17 protein-coding genes are annotated in these 17,854 nt (G+C 68.3%); 12 read left to right on the forward strand and 5 right to left on the reverse strand.

The genetic code is table 11. The features are described from left to right. Positions 1–256: 256 nt before the first annotated feature. On the reverse strand, positions 257–877 hold the full coding sequence (locus AC1VXD_RS12090) for a thymidine kinase (RefSeq protein WP_200751336.1): 621 nt from the start codon (positions 875–877) through the stop codon (positions 257–259). 101 nt (positions 878–978) lie between these two features. On the opposite strand from AC1VXD_RS12090, the gene AC1VXD_RS12095 reads away from it, so the two are divergent. From AC1VXD_RS12095 to AC1VXD_RS12105, 3 genes are read left to right on the forward strand one after another with little or no spacing between them, the layout of a single operon-like run. After that, positions 979–2,955 (forward strand): UvrD-helicase domain-containing protein, encoded by a 1,977-nt coding sequence (locus AC1VXD_RS12095; protein WP_200751337.1) that lies wholly within the window; start codon positions 979–981, stop codon positions 2,953–2,955. A 60-nt stretch (positions 2,956–3,015) separates the two neighbouring features. Next, entirely contained in the window at positions 3,016–3,552 is a 537-nt protein-coding gene (locus tag AC1VXD_RS12100; RefSeq protein WP_482992241.1) for a GNAT family N-acetyltransferase, read from the forward strand. Between the two features lie 46 nt (positions 3,553–3,598). Continuing rightward, positions 3,599–4,606, forward strand: a complete 1,008-nt coding sequence (locus tag AC1VXD_RS12105) for a DUF4272 domain-containing protein (protein WP_482992242.1) — start codon at positions 3,599–3,601, stop codon at positions 4,604–4,606. Positions 4,607–4,688: 82 nt separating this feature from the next. Here AC1VXD_RS12105 and AC1VXD_RS12110 read toward each other — a convergent pair whose 3' ends face one another. Beyond that, entirely contained in the window at positions 4,689–5,345 is a 657-nt protein-coding gene (locus tag AC1VXD_RS12110; protein WP_482992243.1) for a YceH family protein, read from the reverse strand. 102 nt (positions 5,346–5,447) lie between these two features. Between AC1VXD_RS12110 and AC1VXD_RS12115 the strand changes: the two genes are divergently transcribed. The 6 genes from AC1VXD_RS12115 to AC1VXD_RS12140 all read left to right on the forward strand — a co-directional run bounded on the left by AC1VXD_RS12115 (position 5,448) and on the right by AC1VXD_RS12140 (position 12,419). Further along, positions 5,448–6,371 carry a 5'-nucleotidase, lipoprotein e(P4) family gene (locus tag AC1VXD_RS12115; protein WP_482992244.1) on the forward strand — a complete coding sequence of 308 codons (924 nt, stop codon included), beginning with the start codon at positions 5,448–5,450 and terminating at the stop codon, positions 6,369–6,371. Then, positions 6,368–7,093 (forward strand): orotidine-5'-phosphate decarboxylase, encoded by a 726-nt coding sequence (gene pyrF / locus AC1VXD_RS12120; protein ID WP_482992245.1) that lies wholly within the window; start codon positions 6,368–6,370, stop codon positions 7,091–7,093. The genes AC1VXD_RS12115 and pyrF overlap by 4 nt, the downstream gene beginning before the upstream one ends. A gap of 219 nt (positions 7,094–7,312) precedes the next feature. Then, a complete protein-coding gene (locus tag AC1VXD_RS12125) occupies positions 7,313–8,131 on the forward strand; it encodes a S1 family peptidase (RefSeq protein WP_482992246.1) in 819 nt (272 codons plus the stop codon). Positions 8,132–8,467: 336 nt separating this feature from the next. Beyond that, a complete protein-coding gene (locus AC1VXD_RS12130) occupies positions 8,468–9,421 on the forward strand; it encodes a hypothetical protein (protein ID WP_482992247.1) in 954 nt (317 codons plus the stop codon). Next, on the forward strand, positions 9,421–12,057 hold the full coding sequence (gene plsB, locus AC1VXD_RS12135; protein ID WP_482992248.1) for a glycerol-3-phosphate 1-O-acyltransferase PlsB: 2,637 nt from the start codon (positions 9,421–9,423) through the stop codon (positions 12,055–12,057). The genes AC1VXD_RS12130 and plsB overlap by 1 nt, the downstream gene beginning before the upstream one ends. Continuing rightward, positions 12,054–12,419: a hypothetical protein gene (locus tag AC1VXD_RS12140; RefSeq protein WP_482992249.1), complete on the forward strand. Its 366-nt coding sequence runs from the start codon at positions 12,054–12,056 to the stop codon at positions 12,417–12,419. The genes plsB and AC1VXD_RS12140 overlap by 4 nt, the downstream gene beginning before the upstream one ends. A 253-nt stretch (positions 12,420–12,672) precedes the next feature. On the opposite strand, the gene AC1VXD_RS12145 is transcribed toward AC1VXD_RS12140, so the two are convergent. Beyond that, the gene (locus tag AC1VXD_RS12145) at positions 12,673–12,876 is read right to left on the reverse strand and encodes a YdcH family protein (protein ID WP_079224582.1); all 204 of its coding nucleotides are present in this window, start codon (positions 12,874–12,876) and stop codon (positions 12,673–12,675) included. A gap of 83 nt (positions 12,877–12,959) precedes the next feature. Here AC1VXD_RS12145 and ttcA point away from each other — a divergent pair, with 83 nt between their 5' ends. From ttcA to AC1VXD_RS12160, 3 genes are read left to right on the forward strand one after another with little or no spacing between them, the layout of a single operon-like run. Beyond that, complete coding sequence (ttcA, locus tag AC1VXD_RS12150; RefSeq protein ID WP_482992250.1) at positions 12,960–13,889, forward strand: tRNA 2-thiocytidine(32) synthetase TtcA; 930 nt, start codon at positions 12,960–12,962, stop codon at positions 13,887–13,889. A 36-nt stretch (positions 13,890–13,925) separates the two neighbouring features. Further along, positions 13,926–14,831: a recombination-associated protein RdgC gene (locus tag AC1VXD_RS12155; RefSeq protein ID WP_482992251.1), complete on the forward strand. Its 906-nt coding sequence runs from the start codon at positions 13,926–13,928 to the stop codon at positions 14,829–14,831. A gap of 59 nt (positions 14,832–14,890) precedes the next feature. Beyond that, complete coding sequence (locus AC1VXD_RS12160; protein WP_482992252.1) at positions 14,891–15,670, forward strand: M48 family metallopeptidase; 780 nt, start codon at positions 14,891–14,893, stop codon at positions 15,668–15,670. Positions 15,671–15,846: 176 nt separating this feature from the next. Here the strand turns inward: AC1VXD_RS12160 and AC1VXD_RS12165 are convergent, their stop codons facing one another. Both AC1VXD_RS12165 and AC1VXD_RS12170 read right to left on the reverse strand, forming a co-directional pair. Next, complete coding sequence (locus AC1VXD_RS12165; protein ID WP_482992253.1) at positions 15,847–16,248, reverse strand: hypothetical protein; 402 nt, start codon at positions 16,246–16,248, stop codon at positions 15,847–15,849. Between the two features lie 582 nt (positions 16,249–16,830). After that, on the reverse strand, positions 16,831–17,703 hold the full coding sequence (locus AC1VXD_RS12170; protein WP_482992254.1) for a methylglyoxal synthase: 873 nt from the start codon (positions 17,701–17,703) through the stop codon (positions 16,831–16,833). Positions 17,704–17,854 lie beyond the last annotated feature (151 nt).

A 17,854-nucleotide genomic window follows, 5' to 3' on the forward strand; every position in this document is an offset into this window, starting at 1 on the left:
TGCGGGGTGTGAGCCGCATGGGCCCGAGGCATGCCTCGGGCGGGTTGGGCAGGACGCCCAACCCCGGTCTTGCCGTGTGCGCAGGACAGCGCACACGAGCAAGCGGCGACCCCCATGGACGGGTTTACGGCGTCCCCGCACACCCACAGTGCCCCGCCATCCCACGGAATGCCCGCTTTTGCTGTCGCTGTTGCTGTTGCTTCGGCTCTGGCTTGCATCAGGTGCAGGGCTGCAAGCCCTGCAAAAGAACCACCTTTTACAGCGGCAGGGGGGCCTGCGCCGGGTCGATCCGCCCCTCACCACGGGTGATCTTCTTGAACTCGGCACGGCTCACCGACACGTAGCGTTCGTTGCCGCCGATCTCGACCTGCGGGCCGTCCTGCACCGCGTGGCCATGCTCATCCACGCGCACCGTCATCGTCGCCTTCTTGCCGCTGTGGCAGATCGTCTTGATCTCCTGCATCTCATCGGCCCAAGCCAGCAGGTACTGGCTGCCCTCGAACAGCTCGCCGCGGAAATCGGTGCGCAGGCCGTAGCACAGCACTGGAATGCGCAGCTGGTCGACCACCTCGCTCAGCTGCCAGACCTGCGCGCGGGTCAGGAACTGCGCCTCGTCCACCAGCACGCAGCCCATAGGGCCCTTGTCGGCCAGGTCCTGCGCCACCCAGCGCTGCAGGTCGCTGTCGCGGTCGAAGGCCATGCCCTCGGCGCGCAGGCCAATGCGCGAGGCGACCACGCCGGCACCGGCACGGTCGTCCAGGCGCGGGGTCAGGATCGCCACCCGCATGCCGCGCTCGCGGTAGTTGTGCGCGCTCTGCAGCAGGGTGGTGGTCTTGCCGGCGTTCATCGCCGAATAGTAGAAATAGAGCTTGGCCATCGGCCGATTGTACGCCGCTGCCCCGGCACGCCGAAGCCGTTCAGCATCCCCACCGGCCGGCCGCTGTGGCCGTCACCCGGGCCCGCTACAATCCCCCTCCCATGCACGGTCTCAATCCTCCCCAAGCCGCCGCCGTCCTGCACATCGAAGGCCCCCTGCTGGTGCTTGCCGGTGCGGGCAGCGGCAAGACGCGCGTGATCGTCGAGAAGATCGCCCACCTGATCGGCTGTGGGCGCTACCCCGCACGCCGCATCGCGGCCATCACCTTCACCAACAAGTCGGCCAAGGAAATGCGCGAGCGCGTGGCCAAGCGCCTGCGCGAGCAGGACGCCGACGAGGTGACCATCTGCACCTTCCACGCCCTGGGCCTGAAGTTCCTGCAGATCGAACACGCGGCGGTGGGCCTGAAGCGCGGCTTCTCGATCTTCGATGCCGACGATGCCGCTGCGCAGATCAAGGACCTGATGTCCGGCGCCAAGCCCGACGACATCGAGGACATGAAGAACCTGGTATCGCGAGCGAAGAACGCCGGCTTGTCGCCCGAGCAGGCGATGGCCGCCGCGCGCAGCAACCGCGAGAAGGAAGCGGCCAGCGTCTACGAGCGCTACCAGCTGCGCCTGACCGCGTTCAATGCAGTGGACTTCGACGACCTGATCCGCCTACCGGTGCAGGTGCTGGAAGAGAACCCGGACATCGCCGTGGCCTGGCGCGAACGCATCGGCTACCTGCTGGTGGACGAATGCCAGGACACCAACGACGCGCAGTACCGGCTGCTCAAGCAGCTGGCCGGCGACAAGGGCAACTTCACCTGCGTGGGCGACGATGACCAGTCGATCTACGCCTGGCGCGGCGCCAACCCGGAAAACCTGCAGCAGATGGGGCGCGATTATCCCGCGCTGGAAATCATCAAGCTGGAGCAGAACTACCGCTGCTCCAACCGCGTGCTGCGCGCGGCCAACGCACTCATCGCCAACAACCCGCACGAACACCTGAAGAAGCTTTGGAGCGACCAGGCGGACGGCGAGCGCATCCGCGTATGGGAATGCCGCAACAGCGAGCACGAAGCAGAGAAGGTCGCCGCCGAGATCGCCTTCGTGGCGCAGGCGCGCAAGGTGCCGTGGAGCGATTTCTGCATCCTGTTCCGCGGCAACTTCCAGTCGCGGCCGCTGGAAAAGGCGATGCAGCTGCTGCGCATTCCCTACCACCTGACCGGCGGCACCATGTTCCTGGAACGCCAGGAAGTGAAGGACACGCTGGCTTGGCTGCGGCTGCTGGTGAACCCGGACGACGACACCGCGTTCATGCGTGCGGTGCAGTCACCCAAGCGCGATGTTGGTGCCGGCACGCTGGCCAAGCTGGCCGAGCTGGCACAGGAAAAAGACATCCCGATGGCGCATGCCGCCGAGTCGATCGGCGCGCTGCAGCAGCTGCCGCCGCGGGCGGCCAACAGCCTGGCGCGCTTCACCGACATCCTGCGTGACCTGCGCGCGCAGACCCGGCAGATCAGCTCCGGCGACATGATCCGCAAGGTCGCCAAGGAGTCGGGCCTGCTCAGCGAGCTGCGCCAGCAGGCCAAGGAAGAGGCCAGCTACCAGCGCCGGGCGAACAACATCGAGGAACTGGCACAGTGGTTCGAGGGCGGCCCGCGCGGTGCCACCGCGGCCGACCTGGCCGGCCAGCTGGCGCTGCTCTCGCGCAGCGACAAGGACGAGGGCGGCAACCAGGTACGCATGATGACCATGCACGCGTCCAAGGGCCTGGAATTCCCCTATGTCTTCATCGTCGGCTGCGAGGACGGGGTGCTGCCGCACCAGGTCAGCCTGGACGAAGGCAACCTGCAGGAGGAGCGGCGCCTGCTGTACGTGGGCATCACCCGCGCGAAGATCCAGCTGTGGATGAGCTACAGCAAGCTGACGCGCAAGTTCGGCGAGCATGTGCGGCTGAAGCCGAGCCGGTTCTTCGAGGAGATTCCGGCCGAGGAGATCCAGCGCGATGGCGCGGACCCGGTGGCCGATGCGGCGCGGAAGAAGGAGCGCGCGACGGCGGGGTTGGCGGCGATCGAGGCATTGTTTGATTGACCGGGGTCGGTTCCCTTCGCTCGCGAAGGGATCCGACCCCCGATCCACAGAGGTCTGCGCGTGCATCCCATCGAAAGCGAACGCCTGCGGCTGCGCCGCATCGAGCCGGATCGGGATGCGCTGCCGATGCTGGCGCTGCTCAATGATCCCGGCTTCCTGCGTTTCATCGGTGACCGCAACGTGCACAGTGCGGAGCAGGCGCGCGACTACATCGCGCTGCGCGTGCTGCACAGCTATGCGCTGAACGGTTTCGGCATGTATGTGATCGAGCGCCTGGCCGATGGCGCGTGGCTGGGCAACGCCGGCCTGGTGCGGCGTGATGGCCTGCCGGGGCCGGATATCGGCTATGCGGTGCTGTCCGAGTTCGCGGGGCAGGGCTATGCCAGCGAGGCGGCGCGGGCGGTGTTCACGCATGCGCGCACGCAGCTGGACATTGAGGATCTATACGGCATTACCGACCTGGACAACGTGGCCTCCGGGCGGATCCTGCTGGGCCTGGGCATGCACGAGCGCGGCGTGATCCAGCTGCCGAACGTCGACAGCGCGAGCCGGTTGTACGCCACGCCGGGGGCGGCGGTGGTTCAACAGCCAGCATGAGCCGGTGGGGTATGGTGCAGGTCTGTTTTCCTGCACGGATGCTTCGATGCTGATCAACGCGTATTCCACCCTCGGCCCGGTGCTGGCACCGCCGCCACAGGCCGGCAGTGCCTCCGTCCGTGGTCTTGATGACCCTGCGCTGGCGCCGCACCTCGGCGGCTTCGTCAACTACGTGCTGGGCCATGGCGACGGGCAGATGACTGCCGCGCGCTATCACCTGATGCGGCACGTGCAGCGCGTGCGCCAGCACTATCTGTTCGAGCTGGCCGAGGCTGATCTTGAGGCACTGCAGCCCTGGCTGCTGCAGGCCAATGCGGTGTGCTTCCCGGAAGATGGCAGCGTGCGCGATCCGGCCGGCAGGGTGCTGTTGGGTGAAGCGCCCGATCCGCAGGCGCAGGTGCCGTATCCCGCCGATGCCGGGCAGCGCCGTGCGCGCAGCCAACAGCAGCTGCAGTCCCACGAGCTGCGTGTCCCGCCGTCATTGCCACCTGTGCTGGGTGCGGCCGAGGCACAGCTGCGCGAGCCTGCCCAGGTCTGGGCCAGGGCACAGGCGCTGCTGGCCTGTGCCCTGCGCGCCGAGGCCCTGCAGTCCGGTGAACCACCGTTGAGCCTGGCCGAACTTGCCGAGCGTCTGCCGGCGCTGCCGGAGGCTCTGAGCCCGGCCGAGGCCGCCTTCATCGAGCACGGCGACGCCGAGGCTGCGCTGCCATTCGGCTGGCGCTACGAGAGTCTGGCCGTGCTGCTGTGGGCGCTGGGGTTGTCCGAGGCGCTGCCGTGGCCGCAGGCGACCTGTGCGGTGCCGGATGTGGTCGGCGCCCTGCTGCAGGCGGCTGACAGTGGCAGCGTCCCTGCGACCCTGCGCGATACCGACGTGCTGCTGGATGCGCTGGATCTGCACTACCGCCTGCACTGGGCCGCACGTGAGGCCCAGCGCCAAGGTGCACCGCTGCCCGGTGCGCTGGTGGGCGGCGTGATCTACGAGCGCCACTACGCGCTGAACTGGTTGTTCTGCTTTGAACAGGCCGACTGGGACGACGTCGATACGCCGACCTGAGTTCACATGGCATCGTGCCGGCCAGCGGCCGGCCCTACCGGGTGCACCTGCGGTAGCGCCGGGCCATGCGCGGCGGGTGCCCTCAACCGCCGCGCAGTTCCGCCAGCTGGGCCTGCAGCTCGGCCACCGCGGCTTCCAGCTGGGCCACGCGCTCGGCCAGGCCGGGGTCGGCCGCTTCGCTGCTGCCACTGCCGCTGCTGGCGTACTTCGCGGCCAGCGCCGCGCCGTCCACCTCACCGCACAGCAGGTGCATGTAGCGGTCCTCGCGCTGGCCGCTTGCGCGCGGCAGCACCACCAGCAGGGCGCGCTGCTGCAGGCGCTCGATGGCGTGGCGGGCTTCGTCCACATCGGCGAAGCGGTACAGGCGCTCGCTGCGCGTGACCAGCTCGCCCAGGGTCTGCGGGCCGCGCAGCAGCAGCATTGCAAGCAGCACGGTCTGCTGCCGGGTCAGGTCCAGCGCGGCCTGCAGGCGGTGCTCGTAGCGGTCGGCGCGCGAGGAGAAGTGCTGGCGCGCCAGGCCCAGTGTCTCCAGCTGGCGCAGGGCATGCTGCACGCTGCCGGCATCGACGTTCATCACCGGCTCGCGGGCGGTCTTCTGGTTGGCCGCCGACTGCGCGGCATTGACCGTCAGCGGGTAGGTGTCCGGGGTGGTCGCCTCCTTTTCCACCAGGCAGCCCAGCAGGCGGGCCTGGACGGCATCGAGCAGGGGGGCGTCGGGAGTCTGGACGGGATCGGTCATGGCGGCCTCCGCAAGGCAACGGGTCAACCCCGAAGCATAGCCGTGCCACGGTCATCTTTGCCGGTAAAATGGCCGGGTATATCTGATTGCCGGTGAATCCTGATGCGTCGTCCCGTTTCCCTGTCCCTGACCCTGCTCGCCACTGCGGCGATCGGCCTGTCCGCCTGCAAGCGTGTCGATGCGCCTGCCGCCGAGGCCCCCGCCCCCGACGCCCCTGCTGCGGCCGCCAAGGCCGACGGCGCGCGTGATGTGACCGCCAACGACAACCTCAATGCCGTGCTGTGGATGCAGCGTGCGCAGGAGTACAAGGCGATCACCGAACAGACCTACCGCGCTGCTGCCGACAAGCTGGATGCCGCGCTGAAGGAAGCCCACTGGGACGCGCTGGTGCCGGAAGAGCGTGGCAACGCCGCCAAGGGCCTGAAGCCGGCGGTGGTGCTGGACGTGGATGAGACCGTGCTGGACAACTCGCCCTACCAGGCGCGCCTGGTGCGCGATGGCAAGGAGTACGACGAGCTGAGCTGGGACCAGTGGGTGGCCGAGAAGAAGGCCAAGGCCATCCCCGGCGTGGTTGATTTCGCCAAGGCCGCCAACGCCAAGGGCGTGACCCTGCTGTACATTTCCAACCGCGCCGTGCACCTGAAGGACGCGACCCTGGCCAACCTGCGCGAGCAGGGCCTGCCGGTGGCCGACGACAGCGTGTTCCTCGGCCTGGGCACCGTGGTCGAAGGCTGCGAGCAGGCTGGCAGCGAGAAGAACTGCCGCCGCCGCCTGGCCGGCCAGCAGTACCGCGTGCTGATGCAGTTCGGTGACCAGATGGGTGACTTCGTTGAAGTGACCGCCAACACCAACGAAGGCCGCGATGCGCTGCTGCAGCAGTACCACGACTGGTTCGGCGAGCGCTGGTGGATGCTGCCGAACCCGACCTACGGCGGTTTCGAGCCGGCACAGTTCAACAACGACTACACCCAGTCGCGCCAGGCCCGCCACGACGCCAAGCGCGCTGCGCTGGATTACGCGCCGTGAGCCGCGCACCGCTGCCGCTGCGCGATGACGAACGGCTGATCTTCGCCCTGGATGTGCCTGACCGCGTGCAGGCGCTGGAGTGGGTCGATCGCCTGGGCGACAGCGTGGCGTTCTACAAGATCGGCATGGAACTGCTGGCCTCCGGTGAGTACTTCCAGGTGCTGGATGAGCTGGCACGCCGCGACAAGCGCGTGTTCGTCGACCTGAAGTTCTTCGACATCCCGGCCACGGCGGCGGCGGTGATCAAGCGCCTGTCGCAGTGGCCGGTCAGCTACGCCACCATCCATGGCTGGCACCCGGCGATGATGGAGGCCTGCGCAGCCGCCAACCGCAGCGACATGCGCCTGCTGGCGGTGACCGTGCTGACTTCGATGGGGCGCCAGGACCTGGCACGGATGGGCATCGATCGCGAGCCGGTGGATGTGGTGGTCGAACGCGCATTGGCCGCACAGGCCGCCGGCATCGACGGTGTGATCGCCTCGGGCCAGGAAGCCGGCCCGATCCGCGCCGCGACCGGCAATGGATTCTCCATCGTCTGCCCCGGCATCCGCCCCGGCGGCCCGGTGGGCGATGACCAGAAGCGTACCGTCGGCGTGGCCCAGGCCTTCGCCGATGGCGCCGATGCCATCGTGGTTGGCCGTCCGATCCGCCTGGCTGCCGATCCGCAGGCGGCCGCGCGGGCCATCCAGCAGGAAATCGCGTCGGCTCTGGCTGCACGCTGAGCCTGCCGGCGCCGCCGGTCACACCGCAATATCGAACGCCATCCCGCCCCGTGCGGGATGGCGTTCGCATTTGTGGGTCCCGCGCTGTCGCAGTCGACACTGCAGCGAAGAACCGTGCGCGCGGTCGCACTGGATCCGGATGTCCCTCCCTCCCAATCGATGCACCGGCGCCGCTCACGGCTGCGCCGGTTCCAATCATCCAAGAGGGAGTACACGGATATGTATCGCAGCACCTCTGCAGTTCTTGCCGGCCTGTTGCTGGCGTTCGCAGCACCCGCCTCCGCCGCACCGCAACCGCGCGAAACGCCGCGCATCATCGGCGGCGAGGACGCCCGGCCGGGGCAGTACCCGTTCATGGTCAGCCTGCAGGGGTTGTCGATGGGCGACACCGACCATGACCGCCACTTCTGCGGTGGCACCCTCATCTCGCCGTCGTGGGTGCTGACCGCCGCGCACTGCGTGCAGGGCGATTCGCCCGCCGGCCTGGCCATCATCGGCAACCTCACCGCGCTGTCCACCGATGCTGCGCCACGCGCCTCCAACGTCAAGGCCATCCACGTACACCCGGCCTTCAACAGCGGCAATTCGCTGGAACACGACCTCGCCCTGATCCAGCTGGATGCGCCGCTGGCCGGTGCGCAGCCGGTGACCCTGCGCCTGCGCCCCGACGCCAGCTACCTGAAGCCGGGCCGTGACTTCACCGTGATCGGCTGGGGCACCACCGAGGAGGGCGCCAGCGAGCTGCCGACCCAGTTGCAGACGGTGCAGGTGCCGTTCGTGCCGTTTGCCGACTGCCAGCACGCTTACGCCGGTGAACTCGCGCGCGGCAAGGTCATCTGCGCCGGGCGCGCGGGCGTCGACAGCTGCCAGGGCGATTCCGGCGGCCCGCTGATGCTCAAGCTGCGCGACGGCTGGACCCAGTTCGGCATCGTCAGCTGGGGCGAGGGCTGCGCGCGGCCCGGCTATCCCGGCGTTTATGCCCGAATCGCCGAAAAACATGCCGTAGATTTCATTGAAGCGGTCTGGCAGAAGGATTGATTCAATAAAATCAAATATTTAAGTCATGTTACATGACGTATTGCCTTAACTTCGGAGGCGGCGTAGCATCGCCGCCATCCGGTCCCTGGGCCGGAGATGTGCCACCACTGTCCACCGGCCTCGCGCCGGTTTGAAGAGCCTGCGATCCCTATGATCCGGGCTCTTTTTTTATCGCCAGGGGTCGGATCCCTTTCGTGCGCGAAAGGGCTCTGACCCCGCCAATCAGCCGTCTGCCCAACGATCCGGCCCCCTTTCCTGGCAGAACCGTGACCGCACGGCTTGCCGCTGTCACCTTGCAGGCCGCAAGATGCGGGCCGGTACGGGGAGTCCGATTGCATGAGCCTGGCAGTGCGAGGAAGGTCCGCGCGTGGATGGGGGCTGGCAGCCATGGTGCTGCTGGCGGTGGCGGCGTGCCGCCAATCCGGCACCGACCCGGCCAAGCCGGCGGCCGAACCGGTGGCGGCGGTGCAGGCCATGGCCCAGCGCCTGGTCGAGGATGACCTGGTTGGCTACGCGCGCCTGTCGGTGCCGCCGGGCCAGTACCAGCGCCTGCAGCAGGCCTGGGCCGACGGCCACAGCCAGTGGCCGCTGGGCGAACTGCCGCTGGGTGACCAGATGCTGCCGATGCTGGCCGCGCTGCGCGAGCCGCAGGCCGCCGCCCAGCTGCAGCGCAGCTTCGACCGCCAGCTGGCCGGCCAGGCCAGTGCGGTGCGCCAGGCGGCGCAGTCGATGGGCAACTTCGGCGTGCAGTACCTGCGCCACCAGAAGGGCTACACCTCCAGCCAGCAGACGCATTACATCGCCTTGGTGGAAACCCTGGCCGGCTGGGCGCAGGGTGCGCCGATCAGCGACCGGGCCCGCGCCCGCAGCAGCATCGCCGCGCTGGTCGAGGCCGCCGCCAAGGTCGGCTTCGACAACGAGGACGGCCTGCGCGCGGCCGGCATGGAAGGCAGCCTGCAGCAGCTGGCGCCGTTCCTGCACACCGTCAAGGCCGTCCTGGCCAGCTATGGGTTGGGCGTGGACGACGCCCTGCGCAGCCTGCGCGGGGAGCTGCTTTCGGTGGAAGGCGACAATGCCCTGGTCCGCATGGAATACGAGCTGGCCGGGCGCACCCTGCAGCTGCAGCTGCCGCTGAGCCGGCGCGAAGGCCACTGGTACCTGACCCGCACCCTGGCCGATACCGATGCCCTGCTGCGCAAAGCCGATGCGGCCCGCGCGGCCGCCGCGCCGGAGCCCGCAGAAGACCCCGCCGTCGGCGGGGAAGCGGCAACCACGCCGCCTAAGCCATAATGGCGCCGATGTCGAAACAGAACCCGCTGCCGTTCCCCGGCGAAGAACCCCAGCAGACGCCCGCCGATCCGGCCGCGGCGTCTCCCTCGACCGGCACCGGCCCCAATCCGGTGCCGCCGCCCGCGCACGCCCGTCCCGCTGGCCGCCGCCCCTTCTGGGCGCGCCTGCTGGGCCGCCTGGTCGAGCCTTGGCTGGCGCTGAAGATCGAGCCGGAGGACCCGGGCCAGTACAACGACGGCCGCCCGGTCGTGTACGTGCTGGAAGACTACGGCCTGTCCAACGCGCTGATCCTCGACAAGGCCTGCCGCCAGGCAGGCCTGCCCTCGCCGCTGGTGCCGCTGGCCGGTGACCCGACCGGCCGCAAGCGCGCCTACTTGGCGCTGTCGCGACGCAGTTCCAGCAATTCGCTGATCCCTGAACAGCGCGGCGCCAAGACCCATTCCGATTCCCTGGCCAAGGTCCTGCAGGCGCACCGCGTGCGCGATGATCTGGACGTGCACCTGGTGCCGGTGTCGATCTTCGTCGGCCGCGCGCCGGACAAGCAGAGCGGCTGGTTTGCCGTGCTGTTCTCGGAAAACTGGGCGCTGGTCGGCCGCTTCCGCCGATTGCTGGGCCTGCTGCTGAACGGCCGCAGCACCATCGTGCGCTTCGCCCCGCCGATTTCGCTGCGCAGCACCGTGGACGAGGGCCTGGAGCCCGAGCGCACCGTGCGCAAGCTGCAGCGCGTGCTGCGTACCCATTTCCGCCGCATCCGTGAATCGGTCATCGGCCCCGACCTGTCCACCCGCCGCCTGCTGGTGGACCAGGTGCTGGCCGCCGAACCGGTGCGCGAGGCGATCGCCGCCCAGGCCAAGCGCGACAACTCCAAGCCGGTTGATGCCTGGAAGAAGGCGCACGCCTACGCCTGGGAAATCGCCGCGGACTATTCCAGCCCGGTGGTGCGGTCGGCCAGCTTCATGCTCAGCCACGTGTGGAACCGCATCTACGCCGGCGTGCTGGTGCACCACCTGGACAAGTTCAAGGCCGCCGCGCCGGGCCACGAAGTGGTTTACGTGCCCAGCCACCGCAGCCATATGGACTACCTGCTGCTGTCCTACCTGCTGTACGACCGTGGCATCGTGCCGCCGCACATCTTCGCGGGGATCAACCTGAACCTGCCGGTGGTCGGCACCCTGCTGCGCAAGGGCGGTGCGTTCTTCGCGCGCCGCAGCTTCCGCGGCAACCCGCTGTATTCGGCGGTGTTCTCCGAGTACATGGCGCAGCTGGTCTCAGGCGGCTATTCCATCGAGTACTTCGTCGAAGGTGGCCGCTCGCGCACCGGGCGCCTGCTGCAGCCCAAGGGTGGCGTCATCTCGATGACACTGCGCGCTTACCTGCGCCAGCCGCGCAAGCCGGTGCTGTTCCAGCCCATCTACATCGGCTACGAGAAGCTGATGGAAGGCAACAGCTACCTGGACGAACTGTCCGGGCGGCCGAAGGAGAAGGAATCGATCTGGTCGCTGCTGTGGGGCATCCCCAAGGTGCTCAAGCAGAACTACGGCCAGGTGGTGGTGAACTTCGGCGAACCGATCGCGCTCACCGATGTTCTGGCCGTCAACGCGCCCGAATGGGACGGCCGTGCAGTAGCGGAGGACGAAAAGCCGGCATGGCTGATGAAGACCGTCGACACGCTTGCGCAGAACATCAACGTTCACGTCAATGCCGCCGCCGACGTCAACCCGATCAACCTGCTGGCGCTGGCCCTGTTGTCCACGCCGAAGCACGCGATGGGCGAGGCCGACCTGATCGCGCAGATCGAGCTGTGCAAGACCCTGCTGGAAGAGATGCCGTATTCGGGCCGGGTGACGGTGACCCCGCACTCGCCGGAGCGGATCATCGCCCACGCCGAGGAAATCAACGTCCTCACCCGTATCAAGCACCCGCTGGGCGACGTGCTCAGCGTCAGTGGCGATACCGCGGTGCTGCTCAGCTACTTCCGCAACAACGTGGTGCACCTGTTCACCGCCTCGTCGTGGGTGGCCTGCTGCTTCCAGAACAACCGCCGCATGAGCCGCACCGGCCTGGTCCGCCTGGGCCGCACCGTGTACCCGTTCCTGCAGGCCGAGCTGTTCCTGCCGTGGAGCGAAGACGAGTTCGCCCAGCGCATCGAGCAGACCATCGACGTGTTCATCCGCGAAGGCCTGCTGCAGCAGGTCGCCGACGATGACGGCGGCATGCTGACCCGCAACACCGGGCAGACCGACGAAGTGTTCCGCCTGCGTGCCATCGGCCATTCGCTGCAGCAGGCGTTCGAGCGTTACTACATCGCCATTTCGGTGCTGGTGAAGAACGGCCCGGGCACGCTCGGTACCGCCGAGCTGGAAAGCCTGTGCCAGCAGGCCGCGCAGCGCCTCAGCCTGCTGTACGCGCCGGCCGCGCCGGAGTTCTTCGACAAGTCGCTGTTCCGTGGTTTCATCCAGAAGCTGCGCGAGCTGCGCCTGGTGTGGCCGGACGAGAACAGCAAGCTGCTGTTCGACGACCGCCTGGACAGCTGGGCCAAGGACGCCAAGTTCATCCTCGGCCGCGAACTGCGCCACACCATCGAGCGCGTCAGCCCGGAAGCGGCGCGCCCCGACGAGCCGACGCCGCAGGCATGAGCCGCCCTGGCCGGTGGATCAGCCCCGCGTGGCTGCTGCCGGCCATGCTGCTCGCTGCGGCGACGGCCCAGGCCGCCCCGGCCTGCGTGGAGGACACCCTGCCGGGCCGGCTGGCCGACGCACCGGTGCGCCTGTGCGTGGGCGCCGCTGACGGCAGCGCGCCGCGCTACACGCTGTGGCTGGCCGATGCCGAGCGCATCGTCGGTGAGGAAGAGGCGGTGGTCGGCGCGGGCCTGCAGGGGGACTGGTACGGCCACCCGCTGCGCCTGCACTGCCGCGCGGACGGCGCCGTGCGCCACTGCGACCTGAGTGTCGACGGCGAGCCGGCGTGGAACGCCGACGTGGTCATCCCGAACGGGTAGCGCCGGGCCATGCCCGGCGGTAGATCCACGCCATGCGTGGATGGGCCTTACGCCGGCCAGTGCCCGCCAGTAGATCCACGCCATGCGTGGATGGGCCTCACGCCGGCCAGTGCCCGCCAGTAGATCCACGCCATGCGTGGATGGGCCTCACGCCGGCCAGTGCCCGCCGGTAGATCCACGCCATGCGTGGATGGGCCTTACGCCGGCCAGTGCCCGCCAGTAGATCCACGCCATGCGTGGATGGGCCGCCCGCTTACGCCGGCTCGTCCGGAATCTGCAGGCTTTCCAGCTTCGCGATGCAGTCCTTCAACTGCAGCTTGCGCCGCTTCAGCCGTTTCGACTCCAGCTCATCCTCGCCATTGGCAGCCATCCGGGTGATCTGTTCATCCAGCACGCGGTGTTCGGCGCGCAGGGCGACGAGGCGTTCGACGATCTCGGCGGGGCTGTAGGTATCCACAGCCTCCGAGCATACACAGCGCCGGTGACCATCGGGAGAGGGCAACCCCGCGCCGCGGCCGGCGCCGGTCCCAAGCCGGTAGAATGGCAGCCATGAGCGCCGTGATTTCCCTGCCCGATCCCTTGCCGCGAGCGCCTGTCGCACCGCGTGGGGGCCCGCGCGCGGAACACACACTGTGCCGGCGCCTGCGCCGCCAGGTCGGCCAGGCCATTGCCGATTACGGCATGATCGAGGCCGGCGACAAGGTGATGGTCTGCCTGTCCGGCGGCAAGGACAGCTACACTCTGCTGGACATGCTGCTGCAGCTGCAGAAGAAGGCCCCGGTGCCGTTCGAGCTGGTCGCGGTGAACCTGGACCAGAAGCAGCCCGGCTTCCCCGAACACGTGCTGCCGGAATACCTGGCCAGCCTGGGCGTGGCGTACCAGATCATCGAGCAGGACACCTATTCGGTGGTCAGCCGGGTCATCCCGGAAGGCCGCACGATGTGTTCGCTGTGCTCGCGACTGCGCCGCGGCGCGCTGTACAACCACGCCGAGAAGCACGGCTTCACCCGCATCGCGCTGGGCCACCACCGCGACGACATGGTGGCCACCTTCTTCATGAACCTGTTCCACCACGCCAAGCTGTCGGGCATGCCGCCGAAACTGCGCAGCGACGACGGCCGCCACGTGGTCATCCGTCCACTGGCCTACGTACGCGAGCGCGACATCGTCGAGTACGCCCAGGCCCGTGATTTCCCGATCATCCCGTGCAACCTGTGTGGCAGCCAGGAAAACCTGCAACGCCGCCAGGTCGGGCTGATGCTCCAGCAGTGGGAAAAGGACCACCCCGGCCGCATCGACCAGATCGCCCGGGCCATGGGCCAGATCCACCCCTCGCAGCTGGCCGATGCCAGTCTGTTCGATTTCATGGCGCTGGGCCGTCGCGACGAGGCACCCTTGTCCGATGCCCATGCCTGGCTGGCCGGTTCGCCGGCCGATGCCGACGCAGCACCCGAGACGCCCGCCCTCTAAGGTGGGACGCCCTTCCTCTTCGCCATCCGGAATTCCATGTTCTTTCGCAACCTGACGTTCTTCCGTTTCCCGACCACCACCGATTTCTCCGAAGTGGACACCCTGCTGCCGCACGCCCTGCTCAAGCCGGTCGGTGCGCTGGAAATGAATTCGCGTGGCTTCATCTCGCCCTTCGGCCGCGAGGAGAAGGAACTGCTGTCGCACCGCATCGCCGAACACCTGTGGCTGACCGTGGGCGGCGAGGACAAGATCCTGCCGGCGGCGGTGGTCAACGACCTGCTCGAGCGCAAGCTGGAGGAGATCGAGGAGAAGGAAGGTCGCCGCCCCGGTGGCCGCGAGCGCAAGCGCATGAAGGACGACCTGCTGCATGAACTGCTGCCGCGCGCCTTCGTGAAGTCCTCGCGCAACGATGCCTTCATCGACCTGCAGCACGGCTATGTCGCGGTGGATACCTCCAGCCGCAAGACCGGCGAGTACTTCATGTCCGACATCCGCGGCCTGCTCGGCAGCTTCCCGGCGATGCCGCTGAACGCCGAAGTCGCGCCACGCTCGATCCTGACCGGCTGGATCGCCGGCGAGCCGCTGCCGACCGGCCTGAGCCTGGGCGAAGAGTGCGAGATGAAGGACCCGGCGGAGGGTGGCGCGGTGGTCAAGTGCCAGCACCAGGAACTGCGCTGCGACGAGATCGACAAGCACCTGGACGCCGGCAAGCAGGTGACCAAGCTGGCACTGATCTTCGAGGACAACCTGTCCTTCGTCATCGGCGACGACCTGATCGTGCGCAAGCTGAAGTTCCTCGACGGCGCCCTGGACCAGCTGGAGCATGCAGACGAAGACGGCCGCCGCGCCGAGTTCGACGCCCGCTTCGCCCTGCAGAGCGCCGAGATCCGTCGGCTGTTCCTGCTGCTGGAAGAAGCCTTCAAGCTCAGCAAGGCTGACTGAACAGGCACTGCGCGGGCCGCCGGTCATCCAGCGGCCCCGCGCAGCGCTATGCTGGGCACATGAGCCGCCTGCTGCGCCGCCTGATCAGCCCGACCCCGCCCGCCACCGTGCAGCGCGACACCGTCCGCCTGCGCCTGGACGATGCCGAGATCGAGGTACTGCGCGTGCGCGACCCGCGTGCGCGACGCATCAAGCTGAGCGTGGACGAACGCGGCGCACGCCTGACCCTGCCGCCACGCGCCAGCCTGGTGATGGGCGAGCGTTTCCTCGAACAGCACCGCGACTGGCTGGCGCTGCAGCTGCGCGTCTACCAGGACAACGGCCTGCCAGCACCGCTGCAGCCGGGCGAGGGCGGCATGCTGCCACTGCGTGGCGAGCTGCTGCCGGTGCGCTGGCAGGAAGGCCGCTTCGCTCGCCTGGAGATCGACGGGCACGGTGCCTGCCTGCAGTGGCCGACCCGTGCCGGCGACGCCACCCTGCGCCGCCTGCTGCGTGAGTTCTATGAAGCACAGACCCGCGCCGATGTCGGCCGCTGGCTGCCGAAGTACCTGCCGGGCCTGCCGCGCGCGCCCAGCCGCGTGCGGCTGAAGGTGATGTCCTCGCAATGGGGCTCGCTGGCCCCAGACGGCAGCATGGCGCTGGACCTGGCCCTCGTGCTGGGCCGCCCGGAGGCTTTCGAGTACGTGCTGGTGCACGAGCTGTGCCACCTGATCCAGGCCAACCACTCGCCCGCGTTCTGGCAGGAAGTGGAACAGCGCTTCCCGGCGTGGCGCGAACAGCGCGATTACTTCCAGCTGGAAGGCAGGCGCCTGAAGGCCATGCTCCGCCAGCTGCTGTAACGGTGGAGCCGAGCCCACGCTCGGCTGACGCGCGCAGCGCGGGGTTTCAGTCAGCCCGACGAGAAGCAGTCGAGCTAGCTCGACTCTACAAAGAGCGGCGCCCCGGATCCGGTAGAGCCGAGCCATGCTCGGCTCACGCGCGAAGCGCGGGAAAGCGCGCGCGTGCAGCGGCTCCCTCAGGCGGCATCCACTTGCAGATCCACGTATTCCGACAGCGCCCGGCAGGCCAGCAGCAGCCTGTCCCGCGCGTCGTCACCCAGGTGCTGGCTGATGTCGCCGTCCACGCGCACGCGCTCGATGGCATGCGCCAGCTCCAGCAGGAAGGTCAGCCCGGCATTGCCACGGTGGATGCGGGACAAGGCCACGCACTGCCCCGGTGTCCGCCCCGTGCGCTGCAATGGCTGGCCATCCGCGCCTTCGCAGTGGCCGATGCGCTGCAGGCAGCCCACCAGCGTGATGCCGTCGGTGGCCGTGTTGGCCGAGAGGGTGGTTTCCAGCGGCTGGGCGATCTCGTCGGGAAGCTGGTTGGCAGCCTCGCCCAGCGTGGCGAACAGGAAAGGGTAGCGATGGGCGCTCATGGCGGTCTCCTATGCAGGTTGCAGAGAGAGCCACCCCCGCAGCTGCGGGGTGGCGGACGATGCGTGGCTCCAATACCGGTGATCTGAAGGAAACCCGGCGGGCCGAAGCCCTCCACGCACCGCCCACCATAGACACGCAGACGGATTGCCAGCCGGCGTCGCCCACGGTGAATGAGCGACGCCAGCTGAAAAGCGTAAACAACCTTCAGATCAGAACGGGATTGAAGTCCCGCGCCACCGGAGTCCCGCGCCACCCGTTGTCGGTGGCTCGCCATGATCTGCACGCGGCGGCTGCGCAGCCAATGAGAAAAGTTGGAAAGTTTGCAGATCACCGCGGGCTGCCGTCCATGAATGATCCCGCCCGTAAACGTGCGAATCGCGACATCGCGCAGCGCCACCGAACGCACTGCGTAGAGCCGAGCCCACCCTAGGCTGACGCGCGCAGCGTGGGGTTTCCAGTCAGCCCGACGAGAAGCAGCCGAGCATGGGCTCGGCTCTACAGGAGCGCGCGCAGCCCACCCCGCCCGGCCAAGCCAAAACGCCAGTCGCCCGGCAGTCGACTCTACCGACCGTTGGCCGCAATCATGACCGGGCTGAGCGCAGCGCCGCCGCCGCCGCCCAGCGCGCCGCCACCCGCGGTGCGGTAATGCACACCGCCTGATCGGTCACCGTCGTCACCGCCCGCTCCAGCAGCTGGATATCGGCCTCATGCTGGCGCGCCACATGCGGATCCTCGAAGAAGATCGCGCGCTGGCAGCGACCCTCCAGCACCCGGTCGGCAATCTGCGCATCGCCGCCCATCGGGCCGCTCTGGTAGCGCGTCACCCACGGCGTATCGGTGGGCCAGCCGCGGCTCCACGCCAGCTCGTTGAGGCGCTGGCCGGTGGTGCCGGTGGCCACGCGCTCGCCGAAGCGGGCCAGCACGTCGAAATGTTCGTCGGCGAAGGCGAGCATCGCCGGCTTCATCGCATCGTGGGCGATCAGCGCCAGCGTCTGGCCTTCGAACGCATGCAGGTCATCAGCACCGGCATCGGCGGACAAGCCGGCGTGGACGCGTTCGATCTCGATCCAGTCGCGCGCGGTGGCCACGGTCGAAATAAACGGCTTGCCATGGATCACGCACTGCCGCTTGAGCGCGGTCGCCTCGGGAAACACCGACGACGGGTCGACCGGATCGATCAGGTAGATCGCGCCATCGAGGATGCGCTCCGGTCCCATGCCGACCACTTCGGCCACCAGCTTCATCAGGCCGCCCTGGCGGCCGTAGGGATAGCGATGCAGACCCGCATAACCGGACAGGAAGCCATTGCGCTCGATCGCGTCGTGGGTACGGCCGACCGCATGCAGGGACACGCCCAGCTCGCGCAGACCCGGCTCGCTGGCACGCAGCCAGCGGAACAACGCAGCATGCGCGTCATGGTGGTGCAGGCGGTTGGCGGCCAGGCCGATGCGCATCGTGGGCGTCCTCAGTGGTGGAAGCGGCAGTGTATGTCGCTATCAGTATCACTTAAGCGATTTGCAATTTTCCTCATTGTCGCTGCGGGGCGCGTCGCTAGCGTGACAGGTGGCCGCTGCTTCGTGCAGCCGCGTGTCCGGCCTGCGGCCT

It is taken from the genome of Stenotrophomonas sp. STEN054 (assembly GCF_056854535.1).

What these genes read in the sequence shown, in the direction of transcription:
- AC1VXD_RS12090 (WP_200751336.1), bottom strand. Translation starts at nt 877, where the DNA reads ATGGCCAAGCTCTATTTCTACTATTCGGCGATGAACGCCGGCAAGACC.
- AC1VXD_RS12095 (WP_200751337.1), top strand. Translation starts at nt 979, where the DNA reads ATGCACGGTCTCAATCCTCCCCAAGCCGCCGCCGTCCTGCACATCGAA.
- AC1VXD_RS12105 (WP_482992242.1), top strand. Translation starts at nt 3,599, where the DNA reads ATGCTGATCAACGCGTATTCCACCCTCGGCCCGGTGCTGGCACCGCCG.
- AC1VXD_RS12110 (WP_482992243.1), bottom strand. Translation starts at nt 5,345, where the DNA reads ATGACCGATCCCGTCCAGACTCCCGACGCCCCCCTGCTCGATGCCGTC.
- AC1VXD_RS12115 (WP_482992244.1), top strand. Translation starts at nt 5,448, where the DNA reads ATGCGTCGTCCCGTTTCCCTGTCCCTGACCCTGCTCGCCACTGCGGCG.
- AC1VXD_RS12125 (WP_482992246.1), top strand. Translation starts at nt 7,313, where the DNA reads ATGTATCGCAGCACCTCTGCAGTTCTTGCCGGCCTGTTGCTGGCGTTC.
- AC1VXD_RS12130 (WP_482992247.1), top strand. Translation starts at nt 8,468, where the DNA reads ATGAGCCTGGCAGTGCGAGGAAGGTCCGCGCGTGGATGGGGGCTGGCA.
- plsB (WP_482992248.1), top strand. Translation starts at nt 9,421, where the DNA reads ATGGCGCCGATGTCGAAACAGAACCCGCTGCCGTTCCCCGGCGAAGAA.
- AC1VXD_RS12140 (WP_482992249.1), top strand. Translation starts at nt 12,054, where the DNA reads ATGAGCCGCCCTGGCCGGTGGATCAGCCCCGCGTGGCTGCTGCCGGCC.
- ttcA (WP_482992250.1), top strand. Translation starts at nt 12,960, where the DNA reads ATGGCAGCCATGAGCGCCGTGATTTCCCTGCCCGATCCCTTGCCGCGA.
- AC1VXD_RS12155 (WP_482992251.1), top strand. Translation starts at nt 13,926, where the DNA reads ATGTTCTTTCGCAACCTGACGTTCTTCCGTTTCCCGACCACCACCGAT.
- AC1VXD_RS12160 (WP_482992252.1), top strand. Translation starts at nt 14,891, where the DNA reads ATGAGCCGCCTGCTGCGCCGCCTGATCAGCCCGACCCCGCCCGCCACC.
- AC1VXD_RS12165 (WP_482992253.1), bottom strand. Translation starts at nt 16,248, where the DNA reads ATGAGCGCCCATCGCTACCCTTTCCTGTTCGCCACGCTGGGCGAGGCT.
- AC1VXD_RS12170 (WP_482992254.1), bottom strand. Translation starts at nt 17,703, where the DNA reads ATGCGCATCGGCCTGGCCGCCAACCGCCTGCACCACCATGACGCGCAT.